This window comes from Micromonospora sonneratiae (assembly GCF_042679305.1).
Lineage (GTDB): Bacteria > Actinomycetota > Actinomycetes > Mycobacteriales > Micromonosporaceae > Micromonospora_H > Micromonospora_H sonneratiae.
The window spans coordinates 306545-322811 of the sequence record NZ_JBHTMP010000001.1; the positions used below are offsets into that span (position 1 = coordinate 306545).

Below are 16267 nucleotides of genomic sequence, written 5' to 3' on the forward strand. Positions count from 1 at the left end.
AGCTGACCGAGACCGACCGGCACCGGATGCTGGTGGAGTGGAACGACACCACGATCCGCTACCCGACTGACCCGTGCCTGCACGAGTTGGTCGAGGAACAGGTAGGGCGTACCCCGGATGCGATCGCCGTGGTGTCCGAGGAGCGGACCGTCGACTACGCCGGGTTGAATCGCGAGGCCAATCGGCTCGCCCGCCGGCTGCGTGCGGTCGGCGTGGGCGCCGAGTCGGTGGTGGGGGTCTGTCTACACCGCAGTGTCGATCTGGTGGTCGCCCTGCTGGGAGTACTCAAGGCCGGGGGTGCCTACCTACCGGTGGACCCGGACTACCCGGCTGAGCGGCAACGGTACCTGCTCACCGATTCACGTGCGGCAGCGGTGATCACCGGCCCGGGGACCGACCACCCCCAACTGGCCACCGTCACCGGGGCTCTGATCCGGATCGACGAGGAGCAACCGGCCGGGCCGGACGGTGATCTGGATCCGGTGACCGACCCCGGTAACGCCGCCTACGTCATCTACACCTCCGGCTCCACCGGCCGCCCGAAGGGTGTGGTCGTGGAGCACCGGGCGATCGTCAACCGGGTCCGCTGGATGCCGGACGCCGAGGGCACCGACGGCGGAGTGGTGTTGCAGAAGACACCGTTCAGCTTCGACGTCTCGGTCTGTGAACTCTTCTCCCCGCTGACCACCGGCGCCACCCTGGTGATGGCCCGCCCCGGCGGACACCGCGACCCGGCGTACCTGGCCCGGGTGGTCGCCCAGCGGCAGGTCACGTCGATCCGCTTCGTGCCGTCGATGCTACGCGCCTTCCTGGACGTACTGCCGTCCGGCGAGGTCGACCTGCCGTCCGTACGCCAGGTGCTGTGCAGCGGCGAGGCACTCCCCCCGGACCTGGTGGTCGCGGCACACGAGCGGTTGAACTGCGACGTGCTCAACCTGTACGGCCCGACCGAGGCGGCGGTGGAGGTGACCAGCACCCACTGTCTGCCAGGGGAGGCAGTGACGATAGGCCGGCCGGTGGCCAACACCCGCACGTACATCGTGGACGACGACCTGCATCCGGTACCGGTGGGCGAGGTCGGCGAGTTGATGCTCGCCGGCGTTCAGCTGGCCCGGGGATATCTCGGCCAGCCCACGCTGACCGCCGCCAGCTTCCTGCCGGACCCGTTCACCGACGAACCCGGCCAGCGCATGTACCGCACCGGGGATCTGGCCCGGTACCGGCCGGACGGGAACATCCAGTACCTCGGACGGCTGGACCATCAGGTGAAGATCCGGGGCTTCCGGATCGAGCTGGGCGAGATCGAGACGGTGCTTGCCGAGCACCCGGACGTGCGCGGCGCCGTGGTGAACCCACGGCCGGGCGCGGCCGGTGGCACACAGCTGGTCGCCTACCTGCTGCCGGCCCGGTCGGGCCCGGTGGACCACCGGGACGTACGGGAACACCTGGCACGGCGGGTGCCGGAGTACATGGTGCCGCACCTCTGGATGACCCTCGACGAGCTACCGCTGACCAGCAGCGGAAAGGTGGACCGGGAACAGCTGCCGGCGCCTGCCCCGATCCCGTCGACGGCCGACGACGGGCCGTCCGTGGCGCCCCGTACGCCCACCGAACGGGCGGTCGCCGAGGTCTGGGCCGAGGTGCTGGAGGTCGACCAGTGCGGGGTGCATGACGACTTCTTCGACCTGGGTGGCCACTCGCTGCTGGCGACCCAGGTCATCGCGTTGCTGCACGAACGATTTCCGGTCGTCCTGCCGGTCAGTGCCGTCTTCGAGGCACCGACCGTGGCGGAGCTGGCGGCGGTGGTCCAGCGGGCCGTCGAGGAACACGTCGCCCGACTGTCCGAGTCCGAACTAGACCAAATCCTGGCGCAGGTAGGCGAACAGTGACTCTTCCCGAAGGCACCTCCCGACCCGATTCCGTGTCGGCCACCGACAACGCCCCGCCGGGCTCGGCCGAGGCCCGCCGCAAGGCACTGCTGGACTCGTTACTGGCCGGTCAGTCCACCGCACGGACCCGGGTCACCCCGGCCGCGCCGGTCCGCCCGGCCGGTCCACTGCCGCTGTCGTACCCCCAGCAGGGGGTGTGGTTGCTCGACCAGATCCGGCCCGGCGGGGCGGAGTACGTCGTACCGTTCAGCTGGCGGCTGACCGGGCGGGTGAATCTGGCGGCCCTTCGCGGGGCATGGCAGGAGGTCGTCCGGCGGCACGAGGTGCTGCGCACCCGCTACCTGATCGTCGACGGCCGCCCGACGCAGGTGGTCGAGCCGGCCGAGCCGGTCGAGATTCCGGTCACCGATCTCGGTGGGTACGTCGGGCCGGAGCGGGAGCAACGGCTGGCCGGGCTGATCCGGGATGAGGCGACGACGCCGTTCGACCTGGGTCGGGACATGCCGCTGCGGGTCCGGCTGGTCCGGCTCGCCGACGACGACCACGTGATGGTGCTGGTGGCACACCACATCGCGTTCGACGGCTGGTCGGTGGGGGTGCTGGCCCGGGAACTGGGTCAGCTCTACCCGGCGATGGTGGCGGGACAGTCATCCCCGCTGTCTGCCCTGCCCGTCCAGTACGCCGACTTCGCGGTGCAGCAGCGGGACAGGGCCGGTGGATGGGCCGGCCAGCTGGACTACTGGCGCGACCGGTTGGCCGGGCTCACGCCGCTGGAGCTGCCCACCGATCGGCCCCGGCCTCCGGTGCACGATCCCCGGGGCGCGACGCTGCCGTTCAGCGTACCGGCCGAGCTGGGGCGTGCCCTGGTCCGACTCGGCCGGCAGCACCGGGCGACCCCGTTCATGGTGCTGCTGGCAGCGTTCCAGGTGCTACTGGCCCGTTACACCGGTCGGCCCGACATCGCGGTGGGCACGCCGGTCGCCGGCCGTACGCGGCCCGAGGTGCAGAACCTGATCGGCTACTTCGTCAACACACTGGTGCTGCGGACGGATCTGTCCGACGAGCCCACCTTCATCGAACTGCTGACCCGGGTCAGGGAGACGGCCCTGGGCGGGTACGCACACCAGGACGTACCGTTCGAGCGGATCGTGGACGCGCTGTCACCGGAGCGGGACCTGTCCCGCAACCCGCTGTTCCAGGCCCTGTTCGTGATGCAGGATCCGGCGGCGGCCGACTTCGACGGCGCGGGGCTGCGGGCGGAGCAGGTGCCCACACTGTGGCACACCGCGAAGTTCGACCTGACCATGCAGCTGACCGAGGGGACGGACGGCTCGTTCGCCGGTGTGGTCGAGTACCCGACGGCGTTGTTCGATGCCGTGACCATCGACCGGCTCGTCGGGCACTACCGACAACTCCTGACCACGATCGCCGCCAACCCGAACACCCCGGTCACCCGACTCCCCATCCTCACCGACACCGAACTGGCCCAACTCGCCACCTGGAACGCCACCGACGCCGTACACCCCCACGGCACCCTGCTCCACCAGCTCATCGAGAGACAGGCCACGGCCACACCCGACGCCGTCGCCGTGATCGACGAACACCGGCAACTCACCTACGCCCAACTCGACACCCACGCCAACCGCATCGCCCACCGGCTCACCACCCTCGGCGCCGGACCCGAGACCATCGTCGCCGTCTGCGCCCACCGCTCGACCCACCTCACCGTCGCCCTACTCGCCATCCTCAAGACCGGCGCCGCCTACCTGCCTCTCGACCCGGACCATCCCACCGACCGACTCCGCTGGATGCTCACCGACACCGGCAGCCCCACCGTCCTGGTCGACACCCCCGACCGACTCGACTGGTACGCCGGCCCACGGCTCCACCTCCACGACCCCAGCCTCACCGGAGAACCCGGCACCCCACCCGACGTCGCCATCGACGACCGCAACCCCGCCTACCTCATCTACACGTCCGGCTCCACCGGCCGCCCCAAGGGCGTCCTCATCGACCACCGTGCGATCGTCAACCGTCTCCGCTGGATGCAGGACACCTACCAGCTCGACCCCACCGACCGCATCCTCCAGAAGACCCCCCACACCTTCGACGTCTCCGTCTGGGAGTTCTTCTGGCCCCTGACCGCCGGCGCTGCGCTCGTCATGGCCCGACCCGACGGCCACCGCGACCCCACCTACCTCGTCGACACCATCAGGCAACAGCACGTCACCACCATCCACTTCGTCCCTTCCATGCTCCGCGCCTTCACCACCTACCTGAACACCACCGGCCAGACCCTCCCCACCCTTCGCCGCATCATCTGCTCCGGTGAAGCCCTTCCCGACGACCTCGCCACCACCACCCTCCGACTCGTCGACGCCGAACTCCACAACCTCTACGGCCCGACCGAAGCCGCCGTGGACGTCACGGCCGCCCGGATCCACCGCGGCGACACCGTCACGATCGGTCGGCCCATCACCAACACCCACATCCACATCCAGGACCGCTGGGGCAACCCGACCCCGATCGGCGTACCGGGTGAACTCCTCCTCACCGGCATCCAACTCGCCCGCGGCTACCACGACCAACCCGCCCTCACCGCAGAACGCTTCACTCCGGTCGAGAGCGGCGGACGCGCCTACCACACCGGCGATCTCGCCCGATGGCGACCGGACGGCACCATCGAATACCTCGGCCGCCTCGACCACCAGGTCAAGATCCGCGGCAACCGCATCGAACTCGGTGAAATCGAGGCCACCCTCACCCGACACTCCACCGTCCACACCGCCGCCGTACATCCCCACGGCCCCACCGGCGACCAACAACTCGTCGCCTACCTCGTTCCCACCCCCGGCCACGCCGTCGACCCCGACGAGCTGCGGACCCACCTACGGGCACACCTACCCGAAGTCATGATCCCCACCCACTGGATCACCCTCGCCACCCTCCCGCTCACCACCAGCGGAAAGATCGACCGCAAGGCCCTACCCGCGCCCCAGGCCGGCCCCGACCGTGGCCACCACGAACACGTCCCACCGACCACCCCCACCGAACACGTCATCACCACCGCCTACACCCAGGCCCTGGCCGACCTCACCCAACCGGTCGGCATCCACGACCGTTTCTTCGACATCGGCGGCGACAGCATCCGCGCGATCCGGGTCATCGGCCACCTCCACACCCACGGCATCAACCTCTCCGTCGCCGACCTCTTCACCCACCAGACCGTCGCCAAACTCGCCCACCTCGCCGACACCGGCGCCACGACGGCCATCACCACGACCACCACCCGAGCTCACCAGCTCATCACCCCCGAGGATCGACAACACCTACCGGCCTGCACCACCGACGCCTACCCACTGTCGATGGTGCAGGCCGGGATGGCGTACGAGATGCTGGCCGATCCGACCGGTGACCTCTATCTGAACAGCCTCTGCTACCCGATCCGGGACGACGCACCGTTCAGGTTGTCGGCCCTGCGCACCGCCGCACAACTTCTCGCGGACCGCCACGAGATCCTGCGGGCGTCGATCGACCTGACCCGGTACAGCGAGCCGTTGCAGCTGATCCACGCACGGGCCGAGATCCGGGTCGGCTACGACGATCTGCGCGACGTGCCGCCGGCCGAGCAGGAGGCGACGGTCGCCGAGTTGATCGTCAAGGAGCGGCAGAACCGGTTCGACCTCGCCGTTCCCTCGCTGCTGAGGCTGCACGTCTACCAGTTGGGTGAGCAGCGGTGGCGGCTACTGGTCAGCTACACCCACGCGATCCTCGACGGCTGGAGCCAGAACTCACTGGTCCCGGAGCTACTGACCTACTACCGGCGGGTACGCGACGGACAGGACCCACAGGTCGCCCCGCCACCGCGCGTCCGGTTCGCCGACGCCGTGGCGCTGGAGCGGAGGTCCGTGGCCGCCGGGGAGGACCGGGAGTTCTGGGCGTCACGGGTGTCCACCCACGAGCGGCTGAGCATCCCGACGGCATGGGCCGGCAACGGGGCGACGTACCGGGCGCTCCGGCTGGCCTTCGACGATCTGATGCCCGGGCTGCGACGGCTGGCCCGGTCGGCGGACGTACCACTCAAGACCCTGCTGTTCACCGCACACCTGGTCGTGATGGGCACCGTCACCGGCCAGCGGCGCTTCCACACCGGACTGGTCTGCAACGGCCGGCCGGAACTGGCCGACGGCGACCAGGTACGGGGCATGTTCCTCAACACCGTCCCGTTCGCGGTGGAGTTGACCGCCCCGACCTGGGCGGAGCTGGCCCGTACGGTCTTCACCGAGGAGGTGGCGCTCCTGCCCCACCGGTACTACCCGCTGCCGGCCATGCAGCGGGAGTGGGGCAACCAGCAGCCACTGGTGGACGTCTTCTTCAACTACACCGACATGCACGTGCTCGATCCGCAGGGCATCGACCGGTCGGCGATCACCGACATCACCCCGAACGAGTTCGGGCTCTCGGTCTCCAGCGAACCCGGCCGGTTGATCATCGAGGCCGGCACCAACCGGATCACCGACGGACACCTGGACCTGATCAGCCGGACGTACCGGCGGGTGCTGGAAGCCATGGTCGCCGACCCGGATGGTGACCCGCGCCGGTACGGGCTACCGGCGCCCGACCGGAGCGCACTGCTCGGCCTCGGGTCGGGCGGCTCGCAACCGGCACCGGACGGGACGCTACCCGAGCTGGTCGCCCGGCAGGCGGCGGCGACACCGGAGGCGGTGGCGGTGGTCTTCGGCGACCAGGTGCTCAGCTACGCCGACCTGGACCGCCGGACCAACCAGCTCGCCCACCACCTGCGGGCGCTGGGCGTGGGCAGTGGGACGCTGGTCGGGGTGTACCTCAACCGGGGTGCCGATCTGGTGGTGGCCTTCCTCGCGGTGCTGGCCAGCGGCGGCGCGTACCTGCCGCTGGATCCGGACCATCCCGCCCAACGGACCGCGTTCATGCTGGCCAACGCCGGCGCCCAGGTGATGGTCACCGAGTCGGCGCTGGTCGGGCGGCACGACGCCCCGGGCATCCGGTCGGTGCTGCTGGACGTCGACCGTACGGAGATCGCCAAGCGACCGGCGCACCGGCCGGGCGACGCCCCCACCGCCGACGACCTGGCCTACGTCATCTACACCTCCGGTTCGACCGGCACCCCGAAGGGAGTCATGATCCCCCATCGTGGGCTGACCAACTTCCTCGGTGCGATGCTGCACCGGCCGGGGCTACCCACGGGTGCCACCGTGGTCGGTCTGACCACCGTGTCGTTCGACCCGTCGGTGCTGGAGCTGTACCTGCCGCTGCTGGTGGGCGGTCGGGTGGTGATGGCCGACGCCGAACAGAGCCGGGATCCCCAACGGATGGCCGACCTGATCCGTACCGCCGCACCGGCGGTGCTCCAGGCCACCCCGGTGACCTATCGGATGCTGCTCGACTCCGGCTGGTCCCCACCGGCCAACACGACCGTGCTGTGCGGCGGGGAGAAGCTGTCGACCGAGCTGGCCGTACGCCTTGCCGCGTCCGGCGCGACCGTTTGGGACATCTACGGCCCCACCGAGACCACGGTCTGGTCCACCACGACCCGGCTGACGCCGGACGGACAGCCGGTCGACGTGGGCGTCGCGGCCAACGCCGAGCTGTACATCCTGGACGAGCGGCTGGAACCGGTGCCGACCGGGGTTCCCGGTGAGATCCACATCGGTGGCGCCGGCGTCGCCTGGGGATATCGGCAGCGACCGGCGCTGAGCGCGGAGAAGTTCATCCCCGATCCGCACTCGGACCGGCCGGGCAGCCGGATGTACCGCACCGGTGACCTGGCCCGCTGGCATGCCGACGGGCACCTGGAGATCCTCGGCCGGGTCGACCACCAGGTGAAGATCCGCGGCCACCGGATCGAACCGGCCGAGATCGAGGCTGCGCTGCTGGCCCACGACCAGGTCCGGGCGGCGGTGGTACATCCACAACAGATCGGCGTCGGGGACCGGGAACTGGTCGCCTACCTGATCCACCACAGCGGCGGGCCAACGCCGACCAGCGACCAGTTGCGCGAGTTCCTGCTGCGTACCCTGCCCGACTACATGTGCCCGGCCGCGTACGTGCCGATGGACGTCTTCCCGCTCACCCCGACCGGGAAGGTCGACCGGAACGCGCTGCCGGTGCCACAGCCCGGCAGCCGGGACGAACCGGGTCGGGTGGCTCCGCGTACCGCCGAGGAGCGGACGGTCGCGGAGGTGTGGCAGGAGATCCTCGGGGTCGACGAGGTGGGCGTGCACGAGAACTTCTTCGCGGCCGGCGGGCACTCGGTGCTGGCCACCCGGGTCGCGGTCCGGCTACGTGCCCTGCTCGGCGTCGACGTGCCGGTACGGGCGTTGTTCGACCACGCCACCATCGCCCGGCTGGCCGCAGCGCTGGCCAGCTACCCGAAACTGGCTGACCGGCCGGCGGGCCCCGGGCTGGTCGCCCGCCGTCGGCTGGCTGACGTGGCCGCGCAGCGGGGTGCCCGGTGACCCGGGTCGACGAGCCGATCGTCGATGAGCGGATCCCACCACTGCACCGCAACCGGGACTTCCTGTTGCTGTGGAGCGGGTCGGCGATCTCCATGCTCGGCTCGAGTGCGTCGTTGGTGGCGTACCCGCTGCTGGTGCTGGCCATGACCGGTTCGCCGGGGGCGGCCGGCCTGGCCGGTTTCGTCGCGCTGCTGCCGACGCTGCTGTTCCAGCTGCCGGCCGGAGCGCTGGTGGACCGTTGGGACCGCAAGCGGGTGATGATCTGGTGCGACCTGCTGCGTGCCCTGGGCGTGGGCAGCATCGTGGTGGCGATCGCCGTCGACGAACTGCACCTGTGGCACGTCCTGGCGATCGGCTTCGTCGAGGGGACGCTGTCGGTCCTGTACGAGCTGGCTGCCGGGGCGGCGATCCCGAACGTCGTGCATCCGAGCCAGCTGACCACGGCGCTGTCCCGCAACGAGGCCCGCGAGCGGGCCGCCGTGATGGCCGGTACGCCGCTGGGCGGTGCACTGTTCGGGCTGGGTCGGATCTGGCCGTTCGTGCTGGACACGGTCTCCTATCTGGTTGCCCTGCTGACGCTGCTGTTCATCCGTCGTAATTTCCAGGGCGTTCACGGCGGGACCACCGCCGACGGGGACGGGACAGCCGGGTCGGGTGAACCGGCCGCCGGTGGTGGGACGCCCGGCGGCATCCGGCGGCTCGGAGCCGAGCTGACCCAGGGGCTGCGCTGGCTGTGGGGCCAGCCGTTCATCCGTACCGCCACCCTGCTGGTCTCCGGCAGCAACCTGCTGTTCCGCGCCCTGTTCCTGATCATCATCGTGATGTTCGAGGACGGCGGGGCGGGCCCGGTCGCCATCGGGGTACTGCTCGGACTGGCCGGCACCGGCGGGGTGCTCGGATCGCTGGTGGCGACCTGGTGCGCGGGGCGGTTCTCGATGCGCTCGCTGGTCGTCGCGGCGAACTGGGTGTGGGCGTTGATGGTCTGCGTCATCGCGGTCACCGACAACCTCTACCTCATCGGGGCCGCGTACTCCCTGATGTGGTTCATCGGACCGATCTGGAACGTGGCGGTCGCCGGCTACCAGATGGCGGTCACCCCCGACCACATCCAGGGCCGGGTGCTCAGCGCGGTCAGCCTGCTGGCCGGTGGCGCGGTCGCGGTCGGCTCCCTGGTCGGCGGCTACCTGGTGGAGTCCCTCGGACCGGCCTGGGCGGCCTGGTCGATGGCCGCCTGGATGGTCCTACTCGCCGCCCTGGCGACGCTGAGCCGCTCGGTCCGTCGAGCGAACTTTCTGCCGACTGAGCACTCAAGGAGGAGCTGAAGGTGTTGCGCACCATACTCAAGTCCAAGATTCACCGCGCGGTGGTCACCCAGGCCGACCTGCACTACGTAGGGTCACTGACCATCGACGAGGACCTGATGGACGCCGCCGACCTGATCGCCGGCGAGCAGGTGCACGTGGTGGACATCAACAACGGTGCCCGGTTGGAGACGTACGTCATCGCCGGTGAACGCGGCAGTGGGGTCATCGGCATCAACGGTGCAGCGGCCCGGCTGATCCAGCCGGACGACCTGGTGATCATCATCAGTTACGCGGCGGTGGCGGACCCGGACGCGAAGGCGTACACGCCCCGGGTGGTCATGGTCGACGAGGCCAACCGGTTGCTCGGCACCACCGATGATCCGGCCGAGGCAATCCCCGGCACCGGCACCGTCGCAGGTAACACCGTCTGGGCCGCCCCGGCCTCCCGTAGCGGGAGCGATCGTGCGACCCGATGAGACCGACGTCGGCGGGGTGTTGAGCACGATCGGTGGCTCGCCGCTGATCCGGCTGGACAAGCTGATGCCGGACGCACCCTTCACCCTCTGGGCGAAGCTGGAGGCGCACAATCCCGGCGGGAGCATCAAGGACCGTTCGGCGCTGGGCATGCTGATCGACCGGATCCGGGCCGGTGAGCTACAGCCGGGCAGGTCCGTGGTGGTGGAGTCCAGCTCGGGCAACCTCGGCATCGGCCTGGCCCAGGTCTGCCGCTACTTCGGCATCCGGTTCATCTGTGTGGTGGACCCCCGGACGAACGCCCAGAACATCGCCATCATGCGGGCGTTCGACGCCGAGGTGGAGGTGGTGACCACGACGGACCCGGTCACCGGAGAATATCTGCCGCAGCGTATCCGCCGGGTCAGTGAACTGGTCGCCACCATCCCGCACGCCTGGTGGCCCGACCAGTACGCCAACCCGCTCAATCCCCGGGCACACGAGACGACCATGCGGGAGATCGTCGAAGGAGTGCCCGGCCCGGTGGACTTCCTGTTCTGCGCGACGAGTTCCTGCGGCACCCTGCGCGGCTGCGCGGACTACGCCCGGGAGCACGAACTGCCGCTGACCATCGTGGCCGTGGACGCGGCCGGCAGCGCCATCTTCGGCGACCAACCGCCACGACCGAGGCTCATTCCCGGGCACGGCGCGGCAGTCCGCCCGAAGCTCTACCGCGACGGTCTGGCCGACAAGGTCGTGCACGTCGGTGACCTGGACTGCGTCACTGGTTGCCGTCGGCTGGCCCACCGGGAGGCGATCCTCGCCGGTGGCTCCTCAGGGGCCGTGGTCGCCGCGGTCGAGCAGCTGCGCGACCTGATCCCGGCGGGTGCGACCTGTGCGTTGATCTTCCCGGACCGGGGTGAGCGCTACCTGAACACGATCTACCACGACGAATGGGTGACCACGCACTTCGGCGACGTCGCCCATCTGTGGAAGGACCCGACAGTCGACGGAGTGCCATGTTGATCCTCTCGGCCGGTGAAATCCGGCAGATCCTGTCCGACCGGGAAGACGCCGTGCTCGACGCGGTACGCCACGCGTACGTGCTGCACGCCCGGGGCCGTACCGTGCTGCCCCACTCGGTGTTCCTGCGCTTCCCTGACGACGTCCGCAACCGGATCATCGGACTGCCCGCGTACCTGGGCGACGACACCCCGGTCGCCGGCATGAAGTGGATCTCGTCCTTTCCCGGCAACATCGACAACGGGCTGGCCCGGGCCTCCGCGGCGATCCTCGTCAACTCCATGGAGAACGGACATCCGGTGGCCCTCATCGAGGGTTCCACCATCTCCGCCCGCCGGACCGCCGCCAGCGCCGCCCTGGCCGCCGGTACGCTCACCACCGCGACCGGGACCGGTGTCTCCCTGGTCGGCTGTGGAGTGATCAATTTCGAGGTGCTCCGCTTCCTCCGTGCGGTGCTGCCCGAGCTGGGCGAGGTGACCGTCTTCGACCTCGACGCCGAGCGGGCCGCCGCATTCGCCCGGCGGTGCGCCCGATGGGACCTGAAGGTGACCAGCGCCGGCACCATCGAGGAGGCGCTCGGCGCCCACTCGCTGGTCTGCCTGGCCACCACGGCCGGCGTACCGCACCTGGGGTTGGCGCACTGTCAACCGGGAGCACTGGTGCTGCACCTGTCCCTGCGGGACATCTTCCCGGCGGACATCCTCGCTGCGGACAACGTCGTCGACGACGCAGACCACGTCTGTCGGGCCGCGACCTCACTGCACCTGGCCGAGCAGGAGACCGGGCACCGGAACTTCATCTCGACCAGCATCGGCGAGATCCTGGCCGGTGCACCATGGCAGCACGACCCGGCCCGGGTGACCGTCTTCTCGCCGTTCGGGCTCGGGGTCCTCGACCTCGCCGTGGCCGAGATGGTCCGGCGGAGCGCCGATCAGGACGGCATCGGCACCCGGCTGCCCGACTTCCTGACCCTTCCGGCGGAGGACCCGGATGCCGACTGAGTCGAGCGTCGCCCCCTGGAACGACACGGAGGTTGCCTACCCGGGTGAGGAGCGCCTACACGAACTGGTCCACGCCCAGGCAGCACGTACGCCGAACGCGGTCGCCGTGGTGGCCGGGGCGGACCGACTGACCTACGCCGAACTGGTGGGCCGGGCCAACCAGCTCGCCCATCTGCTGGCCGCACGCGGAATCGGCCCGGAATCCCGGGTCGGGGTCTGTCTGCACCGGGGCACCGGGATGGTGACGGCGCTGCTCGGCATCCTCACCGCGGGAGCCGCCTACGTGCCGTTGGACCCGGAATACCCGGCCCAGCGGATCGCCTTCATGCTGTCCGACGCCCAGCTCGACACGGTGGTGACCGATCCGGACCTGCCGGTGTGGGCCGGTCTGGAACGACCGGCGCACACCGTGGCGGTCGGCCGGGACAGCCATGACCGGCCGACCCGGACCCCACCGGTGAGCGTCGATCCGGACAACCCGGCGTACGTCATCTACACCTCCGGTTCGACCGGTCGCCCCAAGGGGGTGGTGATGCCGCACCGGGGCATCGTCAACCGGATCCGCTGGGGACTGGACGCTCACCCACTGGACGCCACCGACCGGGTGCTCCAGAAGACGCCGTACAGCTTCGACGTCTCGGTGCCGGAGTTCTTCGGCACCCTGGCCGCCGGTGCCCGGCTGGTGATGGCGCGCCCCGGCGGGCACCGCGACCCGGCGTACCTGGTCGAGACGATCAACAGGTACGGAATCACCAACGTCCACTTCGTACCGTCGATGTTGCGGGCGTTCCTCGCCGAGGTGCGCGACACCGGGGCCCGCCTTCCCTCGCTGCGCCGGATCGTGTGCAGTGGCGAGGCGCTCGCCCCGGACCTGGTCACCGAGGCCGACCGGCTCATCGGTTGTGAACTGCTCAACCTGTACGGACCGACCGAGGCGGCGGTGGAGGTCACCGGGCTACGGTGCCGACCGGGACAGCAGGTCAGCATCGGGTACGCGGTGGCGAACTGCCGCACCCACATCCTCGACGAGCACAGTCGGCCGGTGGATGTCGGGGAACTCTGCCTGGCCGGCGTGCAGCTCGCCCGGGGCTACCTGGGCCGGCCGGCCCTGACCGCCCAACGGTTCGTGCCCGATCCGTTCGGGCCACCCGGCTCCCGGCTCTACCGCACCGGCGACCTGGCACGACGACTGCCCGACGGCGCCGTGGACTACCTGGGCCGGATCGACCACCAGGTCAAGATCCGGGGGCACCGGGTGGAGCTGGGCGAGATCGAACTGGCCCTACGCACCGTGACCGGGGTACGGGCCGCCGCCGCCACCGTGCACGCCGACCAACTCGTCGGGTACGTCGTGGCCACCGTCGCGCCCACCGTGCGGGAACTGCGGAGCCACCTCGCGCAGCGACTGCCCGAGTACATGATCCCGTCGGTCTTCCTGGCCGTGTCGGCGCTGCCGATCAGCCCGAGCGGCAAGCTGGACCGGGCTGCCCTCCCCGCACCGGATGAACGGCGACTCACCGACGGCGCGCGGGTCGCTCCCCGTACCGACGGAGAACGCCGACTGGCCGAACTCTGGGCCGACCTGCTCGGCACCGGGCCGGTCGGGGTGCACGACAGCTTCGTCGAGTTGGGCGGTGACTCGCTGGCCGCCGCCCGGGTCTGTTCCCGGGCCCGCCGGGAGCTGGGCTGGCTGCTCTCCCCCGCCGACGTGCTGACCTCGACGGTGGCCGACCTGGCCGGTCGCGGTACGGCGGTCGGATCTCCCGCTGGTGCGACAACCGGAACCCCCGGTGGCGCGACAACCACGATGCCCGACGGTGCGGCGGCTGCGACGGTCGCGACTGCCGGCGGCGACACCGCACCCGGCACCGCACCGGTCGAACCGGACGTACAGCCGCTCAGCCCGGCCCAGCACCGGATCTGGTTCGCCGACCAACTCGATCCGGGATCCGCCACCTACAGCATGTTCGAGGCCTACCGGCTGCACGGCCCGGTCGACGTGGAGGCGCTACGTGCCGCCGTGGCGGACACGGTACGCCGACAGCCGGCGTTGCGGACCACGTTCCGGTCCCGGCGCGGCAAGCCGTACGCCCGGGTCGACCCGGACGCCGAGGTACCGGTCGACATCCTGCCGGTAGCCGACCGGGTCGAGGCGCAGGAGACCATCGAGCGGCTGGCCGTCGTGCCGTTCGCCCTCGCCGAGGGCCCGCTGCTCCGGATCACCCTGCTGCGGCTGGCCCCCGAGGAACACGTCCTGCTCGGCACCATCCACCACGTGATCGCCGACGACTGGTCGATGGACGTGCTCTGGCGGGACATCGGCCGGGCGTACGCGCAGCACCTGCACGGCGGACCGGTCACGGCCGCCGCCCCGCTGCCACCGGCACCGCTGCCCGCCACCAACCCGGCGGACCTGGCCTACTGGCGGGAGCACCTCGCCGGCGTACCCGCTGCTGTCGACCTCCCCGCCGACCTACCCAGACCGGCGCGGCTGCGGCACGCGGAGGCCACCATCCCCTTCACCCTGCCGGCAGAGGTCACCGCTGTGGTACGCACGCTGGCCAGGTCGGCCGGGGCGACGCCGTTCATGCTGCTGCTCGGTACGTTCAGTGTGCTGATCGGTCACCTCGCCGACCGGGAGGATCTGGTGATCGGCACCTTCTCCGGCAACCGGGGCTCCGAGGAGTCGGAGGAGCGGGTAGGCATGTTCGTCAACACCCTGGCCCTGCGCGTACGTTGCCCGTCCGAGGTGCCCTTCACCGATCTGCTGCGGCAGGTGCGCCAGGTTGCCCTGTCCGGCTACCGACACCAGGGGTTCCCCTTCGACCAACTGGTGACGGCCCTGCGCCCGAAACGGGACCTGAGCCGCAATCCGGTGGTGCAGGTCGCCTTCCAACTTCTCGGCGACCTGGCCGGACGGGTCCGGCTGCCCGGTGTCAACGCCGAGCCGTTGCGGCACGGCCAGGGCGGAACCCCGTTCGACCTGCTGCTCACCATCAGGGAGGCGGGTCCGGAACTGGCCGGGTGGCTGCACTACAACAGTGACCTGTTCACCCCTGGGCGGGCAGCGTCCTTCGTCGAGCGCTTCACCCAGATCGTCACCGCTGCGGTATGCCACCCGGACCGGCCGGTCCGTGCGCTGGTCGCGGAGAAGGCGGGGCGGTAGCCGGCAATGTGGGGGCTGCGCCCCGATGAACCTCCCGCTGATCGTTCCTAGTCTGAGTCCCTGAGCCCAGCGACGTGCAGGACCTACAGGAGAGACCATGGAAACCGATGCGAAACCCGTGCTCACCACCCAGCAACTACGGGTGCTCGAACTCGTGGCCAACGGGTACGACAACGCGGGTATCGCGCGGGAGCTGCGCTGCTCACCGCACAGTGTGAAGAACGTGATCTACGATCTCATGGCCCGGTTACAGGTCCGCAACCGAGTCCATGCGGCGGCCTACGCCATCCGACGCGGGTTGATCGACTAGATCAACCCTTCGCGCAGGGCGTACGCCACGGCGTGCGCCCGGTTGCGCAACTGCCAGCGATGGGTGATGTTGTGCACGATGCCGGTCACCGTCCGGACCGAGTACGCCAGGGACCGGGCGATCTCCTCGGTCTCGTGACCGTCGGCCAGCATGAGCAACACGGCCTTCTCCCGCTCGGTGAGCTGCTGCTGGGAAGACGACTGCGCCGCCTCTCGGCCGGTGGCCCGGGCGAGTAGGCCACCGAGCAGGTCGGCCGGCACGGTGAACTCCCCGTCGGCCACCGCCCGAACAGCCTGACGCAGCCGGCCCGAGTACAACTCCTCCCGGTGCAACAGGCCACCTGCTCCGGCCTCGACCGCGCTCAACACGTTCGGCACCCGTAGCGCGCCGGCAGCCAGCAACAGCCGTCGGCCACTCCGGGACAGCGAGCTGACCAGGAACAACACCGCATCGGTAACCGCGTCGGCCACCACCAGGACCACATCGGGCTGCTCGGTCACGACGGTGAGTTCCGGGCAACCGCACACGGTTGCGTCGATCTCGGCCCGTGCCAGCGGATCGGCAGCGATGATCTGTACCCGCATTCGCTTGTCCATGCACCACTCCAGGCAGATTGTCGTCGGC

At 70.2% G+C, this 16267-nt stretch carries 7 protein-coding genes and 2 pseudogenes; 8 read left to right on the forward strand and 1 reads right to left on the reverse strand.

Annotated features, from left to right (window positions below):
- Nucleotides 1–14: 14 nt before the first annotated feature.
- The 8 genes and pseudogenes from ACFQ4H_RS01405 to ACFQ4H_RS01440 all read left to right on the forward strand — a co-directional run.
- Nucleotides 15–1805 (forward strand): annotated as a pseudogene (locus ACFQ4H_RS01405) (non-ribosomal peptide synthetase); the annotation flags it as partial.
- 80 nt (nt 1806–1885) lie between these two features.
- Nucleotides 1886–8386, forward strand: coding sequence for an amino acid adenylation domain-containing protein (locus ACFQ4H_RS01410; protein ID WP_377565975.1), 6501 nt, complete (start codon nt 1886–1888; stop codon nt 8384–8386).
- Nucleotides 8383–9708 (forward strand): MFS transporter, encoded by a 1326-nt coding sequence (locus tag ACFQ4H_RS01415; RefSeq protein WP_377565978.1) that lies wholly within the window; start codon nt 8383–8385, stop codon nt 9706–9708. The genes ACFQ4H_RS01410 and ACFQ4H_RS01415 overlap by 4 nt, the downstream gene beginning before the upstream one ends.
- 2 nt (nt 9709–9710) lie before the next feature.
- Complete coding sequence (gene panD / locus ACFQ4H_RS01420) at nt 9711–10166, forward strand: aspartate 1-decarboxylase (RefSeq protein ID WP_377565981.1); 456 nt, start codon at nt 9711–9713, stop codon at nt 10164–10166.
- A 16-nt stretch (nt 10167–10182) separates the two neighbouring features.
- Nucleotides 10183–11169: a 2,3-diaminopropionate biosynthesis protein SbnA gene (gene sbnA / locus ACFQ4H_RS01425; protein WP_377566227.1), complete on the forward strand. Its 987-nt coding sequence runs from the start codon at nt 10183–10185 to the stop codon at nt 11167–11169.
- The gene (gene sbnB / locus ACFQ4H_RS01430; RefSeq protein ID WP_377565985.1) at nt 11163–12167 is read left to right on the forward strand and encodes a 2,3-diaminopropionate biosynthesis protein SbnB; all 1005 of its coding nucleotides are present in this window, start codon (nt 11163–11165) and stop codon (nt 12165–12167) included. The genes sbnA and sbnB overlap by 7 nt, the downstream gene beginning before the upstream one ends.
- Nucleotides 12166–15333, forward strand: a pseudogene (locus ACFQ4H_RS01435) (amino acid adenylation domain-containing protein); the annotation flags it as partial. The gene sbnB and the pseudogene ACFQ4H_RS01435, both read left to right, overlap by 2 nt.
- A gap of 97 nt (nt 15334–15430) precedes the next feature.
- Nucleotides 15431–15643, forward strand: a complete 213-nt coding sequence (locus tag ACFQ4H_RS01440) for a response regulator transcription factor (protein WP_377565991.1) — start codon at nt 15431–15433, stop codon at nt 15641–15643.
- On the opposite strand, the gene ACFQ4H_RS01445 is transcribed toward ACFQ4H_RS01440, so the two are convergent.
- Nucleotides 15640–16239 (reverse strand): response regulator transcription factor, encoded by a 600-nt coding sequence (locus ACFQ4H_RS01445; RefSeq protein WP_377565994.1) that lies wholly within the window; start codon nt 16237–16239, stop codon nt 15640–15642. The genes ACFQ4H_RS01440 and ACFQ4H_RS01445 overlap by 4 nt on opposite strands.
- Between the last annotated feature and the right edge of the window lie 28 nt (nt 16240–16267).

Coding starts and splice junctions, on each gene's coding strand:
- sbnB (WP_377565985.1), top strand. CDS start 11,163: ATGTTGATCCTCTCGGCCGGTGAAATCCGGCAGATCCTGTCCGACCGG.
- ACFQ4H_RS01440 (WP_377565991.1), top strand. CDS start 15,431: ATGGAAACCGATGCGAAACCCGTGCTCACCACCCAGCAACTACGGGTG.
- ACFQ4H_RS01445 (WP_377565994.1), bottom strand. CDS start 16,239: ATGGACAAGCGAATGCGGGTACAGATCATCGCTGCCGATCCGCTGGCA.